The organism is Fictibacillus barbaricus (genome assembly GCF_031457135.1).
In the GTDB taxonomy this organism is placed as follows: domain Bacteria; phylum Bacillota; class Bacilli; order Bacillales; family Fictibacillaceae; genus Fictibacillus; species Fictibacillus barbaricus_A.
The window spans coordinates 200,787-220,022 of the sequence record NZ_JAVDWA010000004.1 but is presented as its reverse complement, the minus strand read 5'-3'; the positions used below and the strand labels follow the sequence as shown (position 1 = coordinate 220,022).

Genomic DNA, 19,236 nt, shown 5'->3' with positions numbered 1-19,236 from the left:
AAAGGAGTACAGGAACATGGTGGCTTATTCTTTTGTACTACTGGCACTAGCCGTCAGCCTGGACAGTTTTGGAGCCGGATTAACGTATGGATTAAAATCCATTAAAATTCCTTTTCGTTCGATCTCTATAATTGGAATTTGTTCAGCAATCACTTTTTTGTTCTCAATGCTGCTCGGTTCAGTATTAGAACATTTTGTATCGCAAAAGACAGGTGAAGTGCTGGGGGGAGTTATTCTTTTAGGTATAGGAATTTACTCTTTATGTCAGGTTCTCTTACCAGAAAAAGAAACGATTGAAAACGAGCCGAAAGATCTTGTTAAATTAGAAATTAAATCGTTGGGGATTGTCATTCACATTTTAAAGAAGCCGGTCATTGCAGATATCGATAAATCAGGATCGATCACGGGCTGGGAAGCGGTCCTGCTTGGCATCGCTTTATCACTTGATGCTTTTGGAGCTGGAATTGGTGCAGCGCTTATTGATTTATCGCCTTCATTGACTGCAATAACAATCGCGATTATGAGTGCTTTATTTTTATGGGGAGGCATGGCTTTAGGTTTATTTTTCTACCATAAAGGCTCATGGGTAAAACGTATAACTATTCTGCCTGGGATATTATTGATTGTGATGGGCTTATTAAAAATCTAACAGGAGGTAAATCATTCATTGATTATCGGATTAACTGGCGGTATTGCTACTGGAAAAAGTACAGCTAGCCACATTTTGAGCGAACAAGGGATTCCAATCATAGATGCTGATCTTATTGCAAGAGAAGTTGTCATGCCTGGAAAAGAAGCTTATCAAAAAATAGTGGCTTTTTTTGGAGAAAAAATATTACAAGAGGATAACACTTTAAACCGAACAAAATTAGGTGAAATTATCTTTAACAATGCTGAAAAGAGACTAAGATTAAACGAAATTGTTCACCCAGCAGTTCGAGAAGAAATGAAAAATCAGGCAGAACATCATCTGAATACGGGCAGTAAGATAGTGATCATGGATATTCCACTTTTGTTTGAAAGTAAGCTTACTCATATGGTAGAGGAAACATGGTTGATTTATGCTTCACCGGAAATCCAGCTTAAAAGGCTCATGGAACGGAATGGATATACGGAAGAACAAGCATTGTCCAGGATACATTCACAAATGCCGATTGATGATAAAAAGGCGTTAGCGGATGTTGTTATTTCGAATAATGGTACGAAAATTGAATTAGAAGAAAAACTTATCAATCAAATAAAAAGACTTTAGGTTGCAGGTTCTGTGTATAGCAGGACCTGTTTTTTGTTTAAAAAGTAGACAAGCCTCTTTTTTGCCTATTTTTAATAAAAGTATGTTCTTTTAAGGGGGCATTATGATATACTATTTACAGAAAGAGACGATATAAAGTATAACACATTGGAAGGAGCAGCTACATGAAAGCAAAAATTGCAATTAATGGCTTGGGGAGAATAGGAAGAATGGTCTTCCGCAAAATGATGGAGAATGATGAATTTGAGGTTGTAGCTGTTAATGCCAGCTACCCATCAGAAACTCTTGCTCACATGATTAAATATGATTCTATTCATGGCACTTTTCCTGGAGACGTAGTAGCTGCAGAGGATGCCCTTTTTATAAACGGAAAAAAAATCATTTTAGTTAATTCTCGTGATCCGCGTGAACTGCCTTGGGCTGCTTTAGAAATTGATATTGTTATTGAGGCAACCGGAAAATTCGTTTCCCAGGAAACGGCGGGACTGCACATTGAAGCAGGAGCAAAAAAGGTAATCATCACTGCTCCAGGTAAAAACGAGGATATTACAATTGTTATGGGTGTAAATGACAGCGATTACATTCCGGCTGAGCATCATATCATTTCGAATGCATCATGTACGACAAACTGCTTAGCACCGGTAATTAAAGTACTCGATGATCAGTTTGGCGTGCATTCTGGAATGATGACAACGGTTCATGCCTATACAAACGACCAGAAGAATATAGACAATCCGCACAAAGATCTTCGCCGTGCACGTGCTTGCGGACAATCCATTATTCCTACATCTACAGGTGCAGCGAAGGCAATCGCAAAAGTACTTCCTCATCTTGAAGGAAAATTAAATGGTATGGCACTAAGAGTACCTACACCGAATGTATCTTTAGTGGATGTTGTTGTTGAATTAAAAACTCCGGTTTCAAGAGATCAAGTGAATCATGCGATGAAATCCGCATCAGAAGGTTCTATGAGAGGTGTTTTAGGCTACAGTGACCTCCCATTAGTTTCAATTGACTATAATGGAAATGAAAACTCATCCATTGTTGATGGACTTTCTACAATGGTGATGGATGGGAATAAAGTAAAAGTGCTTGCTTGGTATGATAATGAATGGGGCTATTCCTGCCGGGTTGTGGATCTTGCAAAACATGTAGCAATCGCGCTTGAGAGTTCAGTCTCCGTAGAGAAGAACGTATCTGTTTCCTAAATAAAAATGATATTAAAATAAGACATTAGCCGGGGAAATTTACCGGCTTTTTCTTATTAGCCGTTCTTTTTTAGCATGCTAAAAAAATGAATTTAAAAATTTTGCCCATAGTTATTGCAAATCGAATTTAAAAGAAGTATACTATTTTTCGTGAACTTCAATTAAAGCAATTAAAGGCATTGAATGCTACTTAAAGGGTTAGGACCTCTTTGGACTAACTTGCCCCCGTGGTAGATGTTCGATACCGCATGCTTGAAGGCATGATTATTTTTAAAGGGGGACTATGCTAATGGATACAATGGGAAGACACGTAATTGCTGAGTTATGGGGTTGTGATTCTGAAAAATTAAACGACATGAAATTTATTGAAGAGACTTTCGTAGATGCTGCATTGAAAGCTGGTGCAGAAATTCGTGAGGTTGCATTTCATAAATTTGCTCCACATGGTGTGAGTGGTGTTGTTATTATTTCTGAATCTCATCTAACAATTCACAGCTTTCCTGAGCATGGTTATGCAAGTATTGATGTTTATACGTGTGGAGATCGAATCGATCCTAACGTAGCTGCTGATTATATTTCAGAAGCATTAGGCGCTAAAAAACGTGAAAATTTGGAAGTTCCTCGTGGAATGGGTCCAATTTCCGTAGCCAAATCCAAAGTTACAGCACAATAATTAAAAACAGAATGTAAACGAGGTGTGGGCTAATCACACCTCTTTTTTATTTTTTGCTCTTTATAAATCTGTTTTCTAAAAGATTACTGTTTTTGTTCATTTTTTTAAAGCGACTTCATTGATAAGTTGATTGGAGTGAAAGGTGCGAGACTCCTTGGGGATGAGCGTGACAGGTGAGACACAGCAGGTGCAAAGCACCAATGTGGCTCACCGCACGCCCCCCGGAAAGCGAGTATCCTGGAATGTAAATCAGCTACTTCCAAAAACACCAAAGATTTCAAAAAACAGTCTTTTAATAAGAATACGGAATAATACGATATAAATTATCATGTTTTGGAGGTGTTGTATGTTTAAAAAACTTCAAAATCTATTGGACAGCCATGCCGAAACGAGTGAAACGCATGTTGATGAATCATTAAGAACCCATTATTTTAAAGCTAATAAGAAGGAAGTTCTTCGTGAGATAAAAAAGATTATTGAGAATGATAGTAATTTTCGTGAACTTGGTTTCTCCGAAGATCGAGGAGAAGTAACATTCGAAGCCCAGGAGCCAAAGAATGCTTTTGTTGTCATGAGCGTGATCACTGTTCAGCCAAACAGAACGGCGGTAGATATTACCGCATCAACTGAATCGGCTTTTAACTTCGGCAAAAATAAACGCCTTATTATTAAAATTTATAATGAAATAAAAAATCAGCTTCCATTTTCGGGTACATCTATGGCGGAAAAATTATAGGAATAGCTTGTCACACTCTTTTCTTTTCTTTAAGATAGAACTAGTACAGAAAACTTTTTGGGGATGATTACAATGAGGTGTCCTTCTTGCCAGCACAATGGAACAAAAGTGCTTGATTCTAGACCGGTACATAGTGGACGGTCTATTCGTCGCAGACGTGAATGCGAATTATGCAATTATCGATTTACAACTTTTGAAACGGTAGAACAAACACCGCTTATCATTGTTAAAAAACACGGTGAACGAGAAGAATTCAGCCGTGAAAAAATTCTAAGAGGTCTTATTAAAGCTTGTGAAAAAAGACCCGTCCCATTAGAGACTCTTGAAAACATAGTAGATAATATAGAGAAAGAATTGAGAAACAGTGGAACATCCGAAATTTCGAGTACTGCTGTTGGTGAACAAGTCATGGAACATCTGTCACAAACAGATGAGGTGGCCTATGTTCGGTTTGCGTCTGTTTACCGTCAATTTAAGGATATTAACGTTTTTATTCAGGAATTAAAAGAACTGATCAAAAAAGATGAGCGTTAAAGCGTCTGGTGTACGTCTATAGCGCTCTTTTTGTTCCAATTAAACAAATTATAGATAATAAAGGGTGAAAACGATGACGGTACATTTTCAAGAAGTGGTGCCCGTTGATGCGTATTCCGTCCAAAGTAAAGGCTTTTTGCATGAAATCGATCAAAAAGTACTGACGATGTTATATCAGCCGTTAGTAGGTGCTTTTGCTTATAGTCTGTATATGACTCTATGGTGTGAAGCAACTATGAATCAACAAAAAAAGAAACATCAGCATCTAATGAACATTACTCAATTTTCTTTAAAGGATATTTTATCTGGAAGAAAAAAGCTGGAAGCGATCGGTTTATTAAAAACATTCACACAAGATAATGAACAGACAAGGGAATATTTGTACGAATTGCAGATGCCGTTATCGCCAAAAGAATTTTTTACGGATGGGTTTTTAAGTATCTATTTATATAACCGTCTCGGTCAGAACAGATTTATAGAAGTAAGGGATTCATTCCAGGTGCCTTTTACAGATTCATCTAGTTATACAGATGTCACAGCATCATTTAGTGAGGTGTTTACTTCACTGCATCCTTCAGAGATGGCATCTAAAAATTTTTCCGAAATTACAGAGAATGCAGAGACAAGAGACCGGACACTTTTCGGAAAGGGAACGAGAGGCAAGCTTTCTCTAATAGAAGACACGTTTGATTTTGAAGCAATGGTTAACCAAATCTCTACTTTTATTGTCCCAAAAGAAGTATTAAACTCTCAGCTTAAGGAAGCAATCTATAAGCTAGCCTATATTTATCAGCTTGAGCCCATTGATATGAGCAGGCAGATTCAAAATGTTTATTATTCAACTGGAGAGATCAGTGTTGAAAATCTCAGGCGTGAGGTTCAGAAGTGGTACCGTTTTGAACATGAAGAAGGGCTGCCGGTGTTAGCTCTTAGAACACAGCCAATTCCTCTTAAGGCGATGCAAGGTATGGAACCGAAAACAAAAGAAGAAGAACTGATTAAGTATTTTGAGGAAGTTTCGCCGTATCGTCTATTGGAAGACTATAGTGGTACAACACCTGCAGAAGTCGATTTAAAGCTGGTCGCTTATTGTATGCTGGATCAAAACTTAACACCGGGTGTAACGAATGTTCTCTTGGATTATGTTTTATCAGGAAATGATATGAAACTTGCAAAAGGACTAATAGAACGCATTTCTTCGCATTGGGCACGAAAAAGAATTCAAACGGTGCCAGAAGCAATGGCTTTGGCTCGTGAGGAGAAAAGAAAATATAAAGATTGGCAAGACAAGAAAACTAAAACAACTGGCTATTACAATGGAAAACAGCAAAAGCCGAGTGTTCAACTTCCGGATTGGCTGAAACAAGATTCATCTGAAAATAGCGTTTCTAAAAATAACACAGAATCTGACACTTTGTATTATGATGAAGAAGAAAATCGCAAATGGCTTGAAAGTTTAGCGAACAAATCGAAGTAAGGGGGGATAAACATGGAATCAATTAAAGAGTCTGTCAAGAATATGCCGGGATTTAATAAGTTTCAAGAAAAATATGAACTTATGAAGCAGCAAGTCCTTACAGATCCAAACGTGATGCGTTTTTTAAGAGAGAACCCTGATATTTCTGATGTGCAAGCGGAAAAGCTATTATCGAACTTTTACACGTATAGAAATGAACAGCTGGCTTGCAGTAATTGTCCTGGCCTGGAAAACTGCCCTAATTTAATGAAAGGGTATCGGTCTGAGCTGACAAAAGTCCGTCAGACTGTTGAACTTCGGTACAAGCCCTGCGAACTGAAAATGATAGATGATCAAAAAAAATCGATGTCATCCTTAATAAAGAGTTACTTTATTCCTAAAGAAATTCTCGATGCGAGGTTTGAGCGGCTTTACAACCCTAATATGGATGAAGCGCGGAGTATCGCCATTCAGAAAGCCTATGAATTTGTTCAAACAGCAGGTGCTGGACAAAAGAGTAAAGGAATTTATTTTTACGGAAAGTTCGGTGTTGGTAAAACATATCTGCTGGGCGCAATTGCGAACGGCCTAGCCGAAAAAGGCATCCACTCACTTATGATTCACACGCCTGAGTTTTTAAGAGAAATGAAGCAATCCTTATCAGATGGAAGCTTTGATTCGAAAATGAAATTGTTAAAAACAGTACCTGTTCTCATGCTGGATGATATCGGTGCAGAAAACATGACAAATTGGGTGCGTGACGAAATTTTAGGCGTAATCCTCCAATATAGGATGATGGAGAGGCTTCCAACCCTTTATACATCCAATTGTGATTATGACATGCTGCAGCAGCATTTATCTTTCTCGCAAAAAGGCGGATTGGATGAAGTGAAAGCATTACGTATTATGGAACGAATCAAGCATTCAAGTCATGCTGTGTTTATGGGCGGCAGTAAAAATTTCAGAGAAGATTTTTAATAGATCTCCTGTCTCATTTGTGACAGGAGGGTTTTTTTTGTGCGTTTTTTCTAATTACTAACCTTGAAAGCTGTCTATAAATGAAAAATATGATAGGATAGGTCTATAAGAATTAGGATTCGGAGGTTACCGATGAGTATTGAATCTATTTTACAAAAAGCATTAGACGGAGAACGTTTATCGGTAGAAGATGCCGTTAAACTTTATGAAAGTGATGAAGTAGAACGTATGGGGGAAGTAGCCGATCAGATTATGAAGAAGTGGCATCCTGAACCTATCACTACTTTTGTAATTGGCCGTAATGTAAACTATACGAACTTTTGCGATACATATTGCAGATTTTGTGCCTTCTACAGAGCACCAGGCAGTGATGAAGGATATGTCTTAGATGACGATGTTATTTTCCAAAAGATCCAAGAAACGATTGATGTTGGCGGAACTGAAATATTAATGCAAGGCGGAACGAACCCGAATCTGCCTTTTAGTTATTATACAGATTTACTGCGTGAGATTAAGAAGCGTTTTTCTATTACGATGCATTCTTTTTCACCTGCAGAAATTTGGAAAATGGTTGAAGTTTCAGGATTATCTCTTGAAGAAGTTCTTCGTGAGTTAAAATCTGCTGGTCTTGATTCATTGCCAGGAGGCGGAGCGGAGATTTTAGATGACCGTACTAGAAAGAAAATCAGTCGTCTTAAAGGTTCATGGACTGAGTGGATTGAATGTATGAAAACTGCCAAAAAGGTTGGTCTCCATTCAACCGCTACGATGGTTATCGGATTTGGTGAAACGTTTGAAGAACGAGCCATGCATCTAAAGCGCGTACGTGATGCACAAGATGAGACAAATTGTTTCTTAGCTTTTATTTCATGGACATTCCAACCAGACAATACAAATATGAAAGCTGAAAAAACAACGCCTCGAGAATATTTAAAAAATGTTGCGATCTCTCGTATCTTCTTAGATAACATTCCAAACTTCCAATCTTCATGGGTTACAATGGGACCTGAAGTCGGAAAAAAATCGCTCCATTATGGATGTAATGATTTTGGAAGCACAATGATGGAAGAAAATGTTGTGTCGGCAGCAGGTACAACACATAAAGTAAACACGAACTTAACTTTGCGTTTAATTCGTGAAGCTGGCAAGATCCCTGCACAGCGAAATACGAAATATGAAACACTTCGCGTCTTCCATGACGAAGAACAAGCAGAAAAAGACTTTGTCATGCAAAACTAAATCTAAGCACCTGACTGCACGATAAGTGCTGCAGGTGCTTTTTTTATTTGGAACTTTTCGCAATCATTGTTGCTTTTGAAAGTAGGTGATTTCCGTTCCAGGCTGCTCGCTTTCCGCGGGGCAGACGGTGAGCCACATTCGTACGTTTCACGTATAAGTGTCTCACCTGTCTGGCTGCAGTGCTTAGCCCCTCGAGGTCAAAATTTTAATGGTCCCGAAGGCAAAAAGCGCCTTCTTAGCCCATTTCTCTTTTGCTTGTCGGGGCTGACCAAACCGCTTCCGCTTTTCGGACTGCCCGCCTGTCCCGCAGGAGTCTCGCACCTTGCACTTTAATCAACTGTCACTGAAGACAATAAAATAAGATAAATGCAACAATCTTTTAGAAATCTGCCTTTTATTTATACCGTATGACATTTGTCACTGCGGTATTTTTTTATTGCGATTATTCTGTAAGTGTGAAACGTAAAGGGGGAGTGAAGATGCCGCAGCTGGAAAAGTCCAAGAAGCCTGTAGCACCAGTAAAAAAGGAAAAAGAGTTAATGGGAACTTTGTACGCCGTTTTCGGAGTAGGTCTGTTTATTGTTTTATCTTGGGCAGCTGTATATTTGCTGTATCTATCACGTTAGGAGGTTAGGGATATGCATATTCATAAATACGAAAAGATTTGGCTGTGGTCGGGAGCTGTATGTTTGACGATCTTTTTATTAATTGTTGGCGTATCTGCTTTTGCGATGGGGAATCAGCCTCCAAGTCATATGGAGACAATCGACCCTGAAAAAGCTGCTGTCACTGCTCCTTTTGACAAGCCCGGCTTGAACAAAATCGGAGACAAAGAATATGAAGCTGTGATGCTGGCACAAGCTTTTACTTATACCCCTTCAAAAATGAAAGTTCCATTAGGATCCACAGTACATTTTAAAGTGACTAGTACTGATGTTGTTCATGGGTTTGAGATTCCATCAACAAATGTAAATATGATGATCACACCTGGCTATGTCAGTGAAATTACACATACCTTCGATAAGCCCGGCAAGTATTTAATTTTGTGCAATGAGTATTGTGGAGCAGGACACCAGTTGATGGCTGTCACATTGGAGGTGACATTATGATCAACAAGAAAGATGCACAATTAAGTTTAGCATTTTTGACAGTTAGTTTTATCGCGCTTTTTATAGGGGCGATAGCAGGTCTCTTGCAATCTCTCGTTAGAGGAGGTGTCATTACACTTCCGCTGTCTATTGGCTATTATCAATTATTAACAGCTCATGGCGTTTTATTGGCACTTATCTTTACTACTTTTTTTATTATCGGTTTTTTATATGCGGGGATCAGTAGGACTATGGGAAAATTATATGACGTTCCCCGAAGATCAGGCTGGTTAGGTTTTGTAATGATGACGTTTGGAACGGGTCTCGCCACTGTTTTTATTCTCTTAAATAAAGCTACGGTGTTATATACATTTTACGCTCCATTACAAGCTTCACCTTGGTTTTATGTTGCACTTGTCCATGTTATAGTCGGAAGTTGGCTTTGCGCATTTTCTATGTGGAACCAATATTATATTTGGAAACGCAGAACAAAAAGCAACCTTTCTCCTCTTTTTAGTTATATGGCTGTAATGACCATGGCTTTATGGTTTATCGCTACACTTGGGGTTGCTGCAACTGTAATCTTGCAGTTCATTCCTTGGTCAATAGGCTGGGTTGATAAGATTGATATTTTGATAAGCCGAACACTTTTTTGGTATTTTGGCCATCCGCTCGTTTATTTTTGGCTGCTGCCGGCCTATATGTGCTGGTATGTTGTTATCCCTAAAATTATCGGCGGGAAAATTTTCAGTGATGCATTAGCACGGCTTGCATTTGTTTTATTTCTTTTGTTCAGTATACCGGTCGGTTTTCATCACCAGCTGTTAGAACCGGGTATCTCTCACAATTGGAAGTTCCTCCAAGTGGTATTGACGTTTATGGTTATTGTACCTTCATTGATGACTGCTTTTTCCATGTTTGCTTGTTTTGAAACAGCTGGCAGAAAAAAAGGAGCAAAAGGAATTTTTGGCTGGTTTAAAGTTTTACCATGGAATGACGTGCGTTTTTTTGCACCAATGGTTGGGATGCTCATCTTTATTCCTGCAGGTGCGGGGGGAATCATTAACGCAAGTCACCAATTGAATCAGGTTATACACAATACATTGTGGGTTACAGGGCATTTTCATTTAACGGTAGCGTCTACTGTCGCTTTAACCTTTTTTGGAATCAGCTATTGGCTTGTTCCTTACTTGACAGGGCGAACGCTGACGCCGTTAATGAATCGATTAGGCATCATTCAAACAATCATGTGGGCGGCAGGCATGTTCTTTATGTCAGGTGCGATGCATCTAGTTGGTTTGTTCGGAGCCCCGCGAAGAACGGCATATACAACATATAATGACAGTCCAATTGCGACGGATTGGATTCCTTATCAAGTTTCAATGGCAATTGGGGGAACCATCCTCTTTGCTGCCATATTGCTTTTGATTTACATTATTGGTTATTTGGCTTTCAAAGCTCCTAAAGGTGTAATGGAATTTCCAGTAGGAGAAGTGGAGGAGGGAGCTGCAAAGACCCCAGCTTTATTAGAAAATTGGAAGGTTTGGGTAGGGATATGTGCGGTTCTCATATTGTTTGCGTACACGATTCCATTCTGGCACATGATTGAACACGCTCCGCCAGGATCTCGAGGGTTTAAGTATTGGTAAATAAAAAATATAAGCTGGCTCCAATGCATCATGAGCGCATTGGAACCAGCTTTTTTTAGAGGTGATCAGAAATGGCAGCCTGTGTATAGTTAATTTGATTGAGAAACAGATCAACATGAGTTTTGCTATTTGCTACTATATTATTTAAATGCTTTAATACACGTTTATCAAACATACTATATAAAAAACTATTTTTATATTTCTCATCAAAGATAACGGCCGGAGAGTTTTTTTTATCTTTCAGCGCTTTTAATTCCGAGAATAAGTGTATCCCCGGAAATTTCATTGCTTCATGAAGGATCCACACGTCTTCTGATTTTGTTAAAGATAAAGCAGTATAAAGTGATGATAATAAGCCATTTCTTTTTTGATACGGAGTAAGAATACGTGCCCTGTCTTTTACATAAGGGAGATAGCTGGAAGGATGGTCACTAATTACTATAATTTCACTAAAAAAGGGCTTGATTTCAGAAATTAATTCTATTATTTTCGTTTTGTTGAACATATGAATCTGAGCATCTTGAATGGGAATCGTTAATATTACAGCAGCAGTCATTCGTTTAAATCCTCCTTTCCAATTGTAGAATAAACGAAAGGGGATTGAAAAGATGTATCAAAAATCACACATTGTTCATAAATAGTGTGATTTAAATCACAACGAATTTAGAGTTTGTGGATTATAATGGAAACAATAGAAGCGGGGAGGTAGTAAGATGAGTGCCTGCGTTCAGCAACAAAATTTCTGTTCCTACCAAAATACTGATATTTTTTCTAAACAATCCTTTCAATATTTAGAAAGTATCATGTATCCAAGGGTAATAGAAAAAGATCAATATTTATTTCTTGATTCAGATAGAGCCGACCAATTGTATTATATGAAAAAAGGACAGATAAAAATTACTAAACTTGCCGAGGACGGAAAAGAGTTAGTTTTATATATTTTTCAAGAAGGTGACTTAATCGGAGAGTTAGGGATCACAGCTGATTCCCGGTACAATTATAGTGCAAAGGCTACAGCACATTGTGAAATAGGAATTATTCAGCAGCAGGATCTTGAAACAATCATTTGGCAGCATGGAGATGTTGCAGTTGAATTCATGAGATGGATGAGTAATATGCATGCGATTACACGATCTAAATTTAGAGATTTGATGTTATACGGGAAAAAAGGTGCGCTTTGTTCCACTTTAATCAGGCTGGCTAATTCGTATGGAATCATGACTCCTACTGGAATCGTAATCTCCCAAACGTTCACGAATAATGATTTGGCAGAATTAATTGGAACAACTCGAGAAACGGTAAATAGAATGCTGAGTACCCTAAAAAAAGACGGTGTCGTTTCATTAGAAAGTGAAGGTAAATTAAAAATAATAAAGCTTAATAAACTGAAAGAAGCATGCAGCTGTGAAGATTGTCCAATCGAAATTTGCAGAATTTAACAGGGGTGTGAAAAAGGGTCTTGATATAAGGCTCTTTTTTTTATTGCATTTGCTTAGCGCCGCGGTAATTGACTGTACATCCACGTGGAAAAGGAGCACTTGAAAACAATACTCATGGCAACAAAGATTACGAAATCAGACTTGTTTTGACAAAAAAATAAATTGAATTTTCCTTAAATTAAAAATATTGTGTATAATAAAAGAATATTTAGCATAAAGGGGGATTTATGGAATGAATTTGAAGCAAACCATTAAAGTAGGAATCATTGGCCTATCTGCAGCTCTGCTTGCAGCTTGTGGAAGTACTGGTTCAGATGACAAAAAATTAACAATAGGAACGGATGCCGCATATGCCCCTTTTGAGTCTTTAAATGGAGACAAAATTGTCGGCTTTGATGTGGATGTTCTAGATGCCGTCATGAAAGAAGCAGATTTAGATTACAAATTAAAGAACACTGGCTGGGACCCTTTATTCATTGCTCTTCAAAATGAAGAGGTGGATGCAGGTATCTCTGCGATAACGATCAATGACAAAAGAAAGAAAACGTATGATTTCTCTTCTCCATATTTTGAATCAATCAACATGATTTTAACGAAAGAAGGTTCGCCAATAAAAAGTGCAAAAGATTTAGAAGGTAAAAAAGTAAGTGTTCAAAATGGTACAACAGGACAGGAAGCACTTGAGAAAATGTTCGGTAAAAATGAAAATATTAAAAAGTTTGATAGCAATGTTCTAGCCATACAAGCTTTATTAAATGGAGAAGTTGAAGCAGTTGTTGCTGATAATGGTGTATTAAAGGAATATGAAAAAAACAATCCAGATAAAAAGTTAGTTACGATCAGTGATAAAGAAAATTTTGATAGTGAATTTTACGGTATTATTTTTCCTAAAGATGGCGACCACCAGGATGAAATCAACAAAGCGATGAAAAAAGTGATCGACAGTGGAAAATATGCTGAGATTTATAAAAAGTGGTTTGGTGAAGAACCGAATGTAGACGCATTAAAACAATAATTCTAGCTGGAGGACTACATGGACTATTCATTACAAATCATTAGAGAGTACATGCCGCTGTTTCTAAAAGGAACAGTAACCACTATACAGCTGTCACTTTTAAGTATTTTATTTGGGACCATTCTAGGGTTATTTATCGGATTAGGCAAAATGACGAAAAAGCGTCTAATCAGCTTGCCCTGTTTGTGGTATATCAGTTTCTTTCGAGGAACCCCGCTTCTTGTTCAAATTTTATTGATTCATTCAGCTTTTATGCCGCTTATTATGAAACCGCCTAATGTTTTTGTATCAAGTGTTCTCGCCTTATCGCTTAATGCCGCCGCATATATAGCGGAAATATTTCGAGCAGGAATACAATCCATTGATAAAGGTCAGATGGAGGCGGCCAAGTCATTAGGAATGAATCATGTACAAGCTATGAAACACGTTATTCTTCCTCAGGCATCCAGAAGAATGATCCCGCCTCTAGGGAATGAATTTATCGTATTAATCAAAGATTCGTCACTCGTTTCGATTATTGCTACACCAGAGCTGATGTATTATGCAAGAGCGATGATGGGTGAATATTACCGCCCGTGGGAACCATATATGACTGCTGCATTAATGTATCTCATCCTTACTCTTGGAATGGCTTTTATACTTTCAAAAATCGAACGGAAATTTGTTTATGATTAAGCAGTTGACAGCTCGGATTATCCGGGCTGTTTTTTTCTATATGATTGATTAATTGCGATTTCTTTTCAGCATTTTCATTTATGCCAGAATCACGTGTAAAAAAGCTTCTTTCTTCTAATCTACAATTCCTTAACCTTTCTGCCGCACTAACTCGCCGCAGGTCTGCAAGTATGGCTCATTCCTAAATCTCTAAATTAATACTTTTTCTAACATGTTTTAAGACCTGGTCCCATATAGTGTATTATTGAGAATTTTATATGGGAGGGACTTGTTTGATCGCGATTGCTTTTTTACACCCATCCGACGGAACCACCGTTCTTAAAAATATGATAAGAGCAGCAGTAAAATATAAAATAACCCCTTCCTTTGCCAAATTATCTGAAACTTCATCTAAAATTATAGAGTTGCACATAGAGAAAGACCAAGACATTATTTTGGATGTGTTAACAGAATTCACAAGAAATAAGGTAGAGGATATTTGTTTAAAGGATATGATAGAGCACTTATTTTTTTATACAGATTCATCAGAACAAAAGGAAATCTTCTCAATAACGAAAAGTATTATTTCAGGTGAAATTGAAGGAATCCCCGAGACTAAAAATCTTCCAAGTTTAAATGGCTTGATCCGGAAGCAGTGGCAGTCGCTTTTTCAGTCATCGCTTCCGTATTTAGAGTTTGAATCGTTTTTAAAGTTTCGTTTAAAGGAGTATTTAGCCATCCTTTTGAAACTTGTTGAATGTGCAATAGACGAGTATAAATTAGAATTGGAGTATCAAATGTTTGTAGAGCAATTGAGGTCATGTGTAACGAAACAGAAGTCATTTTCCAAACGGAATATCGTGATTATTTTTGATAAAGAAAAGGTTGTTATTCTTGATGAAAATCAAAATCCTTTATCCGGTAACGAACTGGAGAGGTTACATGAACAAGCCGTTAAATTATCGAAAGTCACAAGCTTAGATGCTCGCTTGTTAGGTCCGCTCATTGGTTTAGCACCTGCTTCTGCTCATATTTACTCGTACGATCTTGATCATCCGCTCCTTCACACCGTTAAAAATATTTTTCAAGAAACCATCACTATTTCGTCAATTGAAAAGATGTCTTACCGGAACAAGAAAATATTTCATAAAAAGCAGTAATATTCATCTCACGCTCTTGCTTTTTAAAATAGAACTGCATATAATATGGTTATAATTTTATCAATTGATCAGTATTGATAAGGACAAGAAGCAAAATTTTACGGTTTATAGAGAGGGAAGTCTTGGCTGAAAGCTTCCTAACACGGAAATTTGCTTTACCACCTTGGAACTTCAGCGGTGAAACATACAGTAATCGCTGACGGCAGCAGTCCGTTATACTGTCCGAGTGCCGCATTTTTTTACATAATTGCGGAACAAGGGTGGAACCACGAGATTATCACTCGTCCCTTCTTTAGGGACGGGTGTTTTTTGTTTTCATTTTTTATTAAAAGGAGATGTTTTTAATGTCAATTTCGATTTCATTCCCTGACGGTTCAGTTAAGGAATTTCCGAAAGGGGTAACTTCTGAACAAGTTGCAGAAAGCATTAGCCCCAGTTTAAAGAAAAAAGCAGTTGCAGGAAAAGTGAACGGCCAATTATTTGATTTTTCACGTCCAATTGAAGAAGATGCCTCAATTGAGATCGTAATGCAAGATTCAAAAGACGGTCTGGAAATGACACGTCACTCAAATGCACATTTGCTGGCACAAGCATTAAAACGCCTATACCCGGATGTGAAATTAGGAATCGGTCCTGTTATCGATAATGGATTTTACTATGATGTGGATATGTCACATGTCCTGACTCCAGAAGATCTTCCTTCTATTGAAAAAGAAATGAAAAAGATCGTAAATGAAAACCTTCCAATCGTACGTAAAGAAGTAACACGTGAAGAAGCATTATCTATCTATGAAGAACTTAACGATCATTTAAAGCTAGAATTGATCCGCGATCTTCCTGAAGGGGAAAAGATTACGATTTATGAGCAAGGTGAATTTTTTGACCTATGCCGCGGGCCGCATGTTCCTTCTACAGGAAAAATCAAAGCCTATAAGCTTATGAGCATTTCAGGTGCTTACTGGCGCGGTAACAGCGACAACCAAATGCTTCAGCGTATTTATGGAGCAGCTTTCTTAAATCAAAAAGAATTAGACGAATACTTGCACTTTATTGAGGAAGCTCAAAAGCGTGATCACCGTAAACTTGGAAAAGAATTAGAGCTATTCATGTTCTCAGAAGAAGCGCCTGGTATGCCGTTCTATCTTCCAAATGGCCAAATTATTAGAACAGAGCTTGAGAATTTCTCTCGTGAGCTTCAGCGTCAAGTAGATTATGATGAAGTCCGCACACCGTTCATGATGAACCAGCGTCTTTGGGAACAATCTGGGCACTGGGATCACTACCATGAAAACATGTATTTCTCAGAAGTAGACGATACAAAGTTTGCGATGAAGCCGATGAACTGTCCGGGTCACATGCTGATCTTTAAAAACAAGCTTCACTCATACAGAGATCTCCCTGTTCGAATGGCTGAGTTTGGCCAAGTTCACCGTCACGAATACAGCGGTGCACTAAATGGTATGATTCGTGTACGTACTTTCTGCCAAGATGATGCTCACATTTTTGTGACTCCTCAGCAGATCGAAAGTGAAATTAAAAACGTATTTAAACTTGTAGATAAGATCTACAGTACTTTCGGTTTTGAGTATTCAGTAGAACTATCTACTCGTCCTGAAGATTCTATGGGTGATGATCGCCTTTGGGAACAAGCGGAAGGCGCATTGAAAAACGTGCTAGAAGATTTAGGTATGGATTACCACTTAAACGAAGGCGATGGAGCATTCTATGGTCCGAAGATCGATTTCCACATTAAAGATGCTCTTAAGAGAAGCCACCAATGTGCGACAATCCAGCTGGATTTCCAAATGCCGGAGAAGTTCGATTTAACATATGTGGATGAAAATAACCAAAAAGTACGTCCTGTTGTTATCCACCGTGCAATCTATGGCTCAATCGACCGTTTCTTAGGAATTCTTGTTGAACATTTTGCAGGAGCTTTCCCAACATGGTTAGCACCGGTACAAGTTAAGCTGATTCCAGTTTCTGATGTTCATAATGAGTATGCTTATAAACTTCAAGAAGATCTAAAGAAATATGCGGTTAGAGTGGACATTGATACAAGAAACGAGAAAATGGGCTATAAGATCAGAGAAGCCCAAATGAAAAAGATTCCTTACATGCTTGTTCTTGGTGACAAAGAGATCGAAGACCATGCTGTTAACGTTCGAAAGTATGGCGAACAAAAATCAGAAACTGTTTCTTATGAAGATTTCAGAGATATGATTTTAGCTAAAATAAACGAAAAAAGATAAATTTTAAAAAATCCGACCTAAAAATTGCATTTTGCTGCGATTTTTGGGTCTTTTTTCTGTACTTATCCGTATATTGAAAAATTAAACGAAATAATCCACCGAGTTTAAAGGATAATTCAACAAGTTTTTCTAATATTCCACCGAGTTTTTTACATAAAGTCCCGAGCTGACAAAATGAGACGTTATCTGACAAAAAGGAAGGTGCTTTTTACCTTCGAGACCATTTAATTTTTATCCTCGAGGGGCTAGCCGCTGTAGCTAGACAGGTGAGACCATTCAATGTTGCAGTGCGATGAGGGGGCTCACCGCACGCCCCGCGGAAAGTGAGGATCCTGAAACGGAGATCAACTGCACTCAAAAACAACAAGGATTGTGAAAACTGCCTTTTAAAAGATATTCCTAAAAAAACTCTTGCAATAACTCGAGAAACGAAGTAAAATTAATCTCGTTGTTATTTATTTCGTTAATTGACACAATTCACACCAATATGTTATAGTATGTTAGGTTAATAAAATAAGCATAAGCATCAAACAAGCAGAAGCACCCGCTTCTCACCTAATTTTGACGTCCATCATGGGATTGTTGATAGGTAGGATGAATTCTGGCATGTCAGTAGTACATAGCCGATTTGTGTGTGGGTGATATATGCGCCGACGCTTTTTTTATTTGCAGAAATAACATGTGCAGTGTTTTAACACTCACTGAAAAAATTCGGAGGTGACTTACTATTAGTAAGGACGTGTCTGTCAATGATGGCATTCGAGCTCGTGAGGTTCGCTTAATCGGTCCAGATGGAAGCCAGCTAGGCATTAAATCAAGACAGGAAGCTTTAGACCTTGCGACAAATGCAAACCTTGATCTTGTTCTCGTTGCTCCTGCCGCTAAACCGCCAGTATGCAAAATTATGGATTATGGCAAGTTTAAATACGAGCAGCAACGTAAAGATCGTGAAGCACGAAAAAACCAAAAGGTTATTACGACGAAAGAAATTCGTCTTAGTCCAACAATCGAGGAAAACGATTTTAATACAAAGCTTAGAAATGCCCGCAAGTTCCTTGAAAAAGGCGACAAAGTAAAGGCAAGTATTCGTTTCCGTGGACGTGCAATTACTCATTCTCAAATCGGAAAAACGGTATTGGAGAAATTAGCGAAAGAATGTGAAGATCTTTCTACGGTGGAAACTTCACCGAAAATGGAAGGACGAAGCATGTTTCTTATCCTAGCACCTAAAGCCGAAAAATAATTTTTACCAGGGAGGAAACCATTATGCCTAAAATGAAAACTCATAAAGGTGCTGCAAAGCGCTTTAGAAAAACTGGATCAGGTAAATTAAAGCGTGGGCGCGCTTATACTAGTCACTTGTTCGCTAACAAGTCTACTAAAGCTAAGCGTAAACTTCGCAAAGCGAAACTTGTCCACAGCGGTGATTACAAACGTATCCGCACGTTGTTAACTTACAAAAAACGCTAATCATTTATAAGTGATTTAAAAATAGGAGGTTTTTAATATGCCAAGAGTAAAAGGTGGCTATGTAACACGTCGTCGTCGTAAAAAAGTTCTTAAGCTGGCTAAAGGCTATTTCGGTTCTAAACATAAATTATTTAAAGTAGCACAACAACAAGTATTCAAATCTTTAATGTACGCTTACCGTGACCGTCGTCAAAAGAAGCGTGATTTCCGTAAGCTTTGGATCACTCGTATCAATGCTGCTGCTCGTACAAACGGTCTTTCTTACAGCCGTTTAATGCACGGTCTTAAATTAGCAGGGATCGATATTAACCGTAAAATGCTTTCTGAGATCGCAATTACAGATGAAAAAGCTTTCGCTGAATTAGCTTCTAAAGCAAAAGACAGCCTAAAAGCTTAAATTACGAAAAGAAAAGATCATTTCCTCATTTGACGG

Annotated in this window: 21 protein-coding genes and 1 other annotated feature; of the genes, 20 read left to right on the top strand and 1 reads right to left on the bottom strand. The window is 38.1% G+C overall.

Annotated features, from left to right (window positions below):
- Window positions 1-16: 16 nt before the first annotated feature.
- From ytaF to J2X07_RS13405, 12 genes are all read left to right on the top strand, one after another.
- Window positions 17-649, top strand: coding sequence for a sporulation membrane protein YtaF (gene ytaF, locus J2X07_RS13460; protein WP_310259536.1), 633 nt, complete (start codon window positions 17-19; stop codon window positions 647-649).
- An 18-nt stretch (window positions 650-667) separates the two neighbouring features.
- On the top strand, window positions 668-1,252 hold the full coding sequence (gene coaE, locus J2X07_RS13455) for a dephospho-CoA kinase (protein WP_310259533.1): 585 nt from the start codon (window positions 668-670) through the stop codon (window positions 1,250-1,252).
- Window positions 1,253-1,416: 164 nt separating this feature from the next.
- Window positions 1,417-2,460: a glyceraldehyde-3-phosphate dehydrogenase gene (locus J2X07_RS13450; RefSeq protein ID WP_310259529.1), complete on the top strand. Its 1,044-nt coding sequence runs from the start codon at window positions 1,417-1,419 to the stop codon at window positions 2,458-2,460.
- A 289-nt stretch (window positions 2,461-2,749) separates the two neighbouring features.
- Entirely contained in the window at window positions 2,750-3,133 is a 384-nt protein-coding gene (gene speD, locus J2X07_RS13445; RefSeq protein WP_066396744.1) for an adenosylmethionine decarboxylase, read from the top strand.
- Between the two features lie 346 nt (window positions 3,134-3,479).
- Complete coding sequence (locus J2X07_RS13440) at window positions 3,480-3,869, top strand: cytosolic protein (RefSeq protein ID WP_310259524.1); 390 nt, start codon at window positions 3,480-3,482, stop codon at window positions 3,867-3,869.
- A 72-nt stretch (window positions 3,870-3,941) separates the two neighbouring features.
- Window positions 3,942-4,403 carry a transcriptional regulator NrdR gene (gene nrdR, locus J2X07_RS13435; protein WP_310259521.1) on the top strand — a complete coding sequence of 154 codons (462 nt, stop codon included), beginning with the start codon at window positions 3,942-3,944 and terminating at the stop codon, window positions 4,401-4,403.
- A gap of 73 nt (window positions 4,404-4,476) precedes the next feature.
- Window positions 4,477-5,880 (top strand): replication initiation and membrane attachment family protein, encoded by a 1,404-nt coding sequence (locus J2X07_RS13430; protein ID WP_310259520.1) that lies wholly within the window; start codon window positions 4,477-4,479, stop codon window positions 5,878-5,880.
- Window positions 5,881-5,892: 12 nt separating this feature from the next.
- Entirely contained in the window at window positions 5,893-6,837 is a 945-nt protein-coding gene (gene dnaI, locus J2X07_RS13425; protein ID WP_310259518.1) for a primosomal protein DnaI, read from the top strand.
- 132 nt (window positions 6,838-6,969) lie between these two features.
- The gene (gene mqnC / locus J2X07_RS13420) at window positions 6,970-8,076 is read left to right on the top strand and encodes a cyclic dehypoxanthinyl futalosine synthase (protein WP_310259516.1); all 1,107 of its coding nucleotides are present in this window, start codon (window positions 6,970-6,972) and stop codon (window positions 8,074-8,076) included.
- 479 nt (window positions 8,077-8,555) lie between these two features.
- Window positions 8,556-8,702, top strand: a complete 147-nt coding sequence (locus tag J2X07_RS13415) for a cytochrome c oxidase subunit 2A (protein ID WP_310259512.1) — start codon at window positions 8,556-8,558, stop codon at window positions 8,700-8,702.
- Window positions 8,703-8,714: 12 nt separating this feature from the next.
- Window positions 8,715-9,185 (top strand): cytochrome c oxidase subunit II, encoded by a 471-nt coding sequence (locus J2X07_RS13410; RefSeq protein WP_310259510.1) that lies wholly within the window; start codon window positions 8,715-8,717, stop codon window positions 9,183-9,185.
- A complete protein-coding gene (locus J2X07_RS13405) occupies window positions 9,182-10,813 on the top strand; it encodes a b(o/a)3-type cytochrome-c oxidase subunit 1 (RefSeq protein WP_310259508.1) in 1,632 nt (543 codons plus the stop codon). The genes J2X07_RS13410 and J2X07_RS13405 overlap by 4 nt, the downstream gene beginning before the upstream one ends.
- Before the next feature lie 55 nt (window positions 10,814-10,868).
- Here J2X07_RS13405 and J2X07_RS13400 read toward each other — a convergent pair whose 3' ends face one another.
- The gene (locus J2X07_RS13400; RefSeq protein ID WP_310259506.1) at window positions 10,869-11,369 is read right to left on the bottom strand and encodes a hypothetical protein; all 501 of its coding nucleotides are present in this window, start codon (window positions 11,367-11,369) and stop codon (window positions 10,869-10,871) included.
- A 157-nt stretch (window positions 11,370-11,526) separates the two neighbouring features.
- On the opposite strand from J2X07_RS13400, the gene J2X07_RS13395 reads away from it, so the two are divergent.
- The 8 genes from J2X07_RS13395 (at window position 11,527) to rplT (ending at window position 19,200) form a co-directional block, all read left to right on the top strand.
- Entirely contained in the window at window positions 11,527-12,252 is a 726-nt protein-coding gene (locus J2X07_RS13395; protein ID WP_310259503.1) for a Crp/Fnr family transcriptional regulator, read from the top strand.
- A 232-nt stretch (window positions 12,253-12,484) separates the two neighbouring features.
- Entirely contained in the window at window positions 12,485-13,267 is a 783-nt protein-coding gene (locus tag J2X07_RS13390) for a basic amino acid ABC transporter substrate-binding protein (protein WP_310259500.1), read from the top strand.
- An 18-nt stretch (window positions 13,268-13,285) separates the two neighbouring features.
- Window positions 13,286-13,942 (top strand): amino acid ABC transporter permease, encoded by a 657-nt coding sequence (locus J2X07_RS13385; protein ID WP_310259497.1) that lies wholly within the window; start codon window positions 13,286-13,288, stop codon window positions 13,940-13,942.
- 272 nt (window positions 13,943-14,214) lie between these two features.
- Window positions 14,215-15,081 carry a sporulation protein YtxC gene (gene ytxC / locus J2X07_RS13380; RefSeq protein WP_310259494.1) on the top strand — a complete coding sequence of 289 codons (867 nt, stop codon included), beginning with the start codon at window positions 14,215-14,217 and terminating at the stop codon, window positions 15,079-15,081.
- A gap of 65 nt (window positions 15,082-15,146) precedes the next feature.
- Window positions 15,147-15,373, top strand: a binding site (T-box leader).
- A gap of 52 nt (window positions 15,374-15,425) precedes the next feature.
- Window positions 15,426-17,333: a threonine--tRNA ligase gene (thrS, locus tag J2X07_RS13375; protein ID WP_396194214.1), complete on the top strand. Its 1,908-nt coding sequence runs from the start codon at window positions 15,426-15,428 to the stop codon at window positions 17,331-17,333.
- 739 nt (window positions 17,334-18,072) lie between these two features.
- Complete coding sequence (infC, locus tag J2X07_RS13370) at window positions 18,073-18,576, top strand: translation initiation factor IF-3 (RefSeq protein ID WP_310259488.1); 504 nt, start codon at window positions 18,073-18,075, stop codon at window positions 18,574-18,576.
- 23 nt (window positions 18,577-18,599) lie between these two features.
- Window positions 18,600-18,803 carry a 50S ribosomal protein L35 gene (rpmI, locus tag J2X07_RS13365; RefSeq protein ID WP_310259485.1) on the top strand — a complete coding sequence of 68 codons (204 nt, stop codon included), beginning with the start codon at window positions 18,600-18,602 and terminating at the stop codon, window positions 18,801-18,803.
- Between the two features lie 37 nt (window positions 18,804-18,840).
- Window positions 18,841-19,200 (top strand): 50S ribosomal protein L20, encoded by a 360-nt coding sequence (rplT, locus tag J2X07_RS13360; RefSeq protein ID WP_066291543.1) that lies wholly within the window; start codon window positions 18,841-18,843, stop codon window positions 19,198-19,200.
- Window positions 19,201-19,236: the final 36 nt, after the last annotated feature.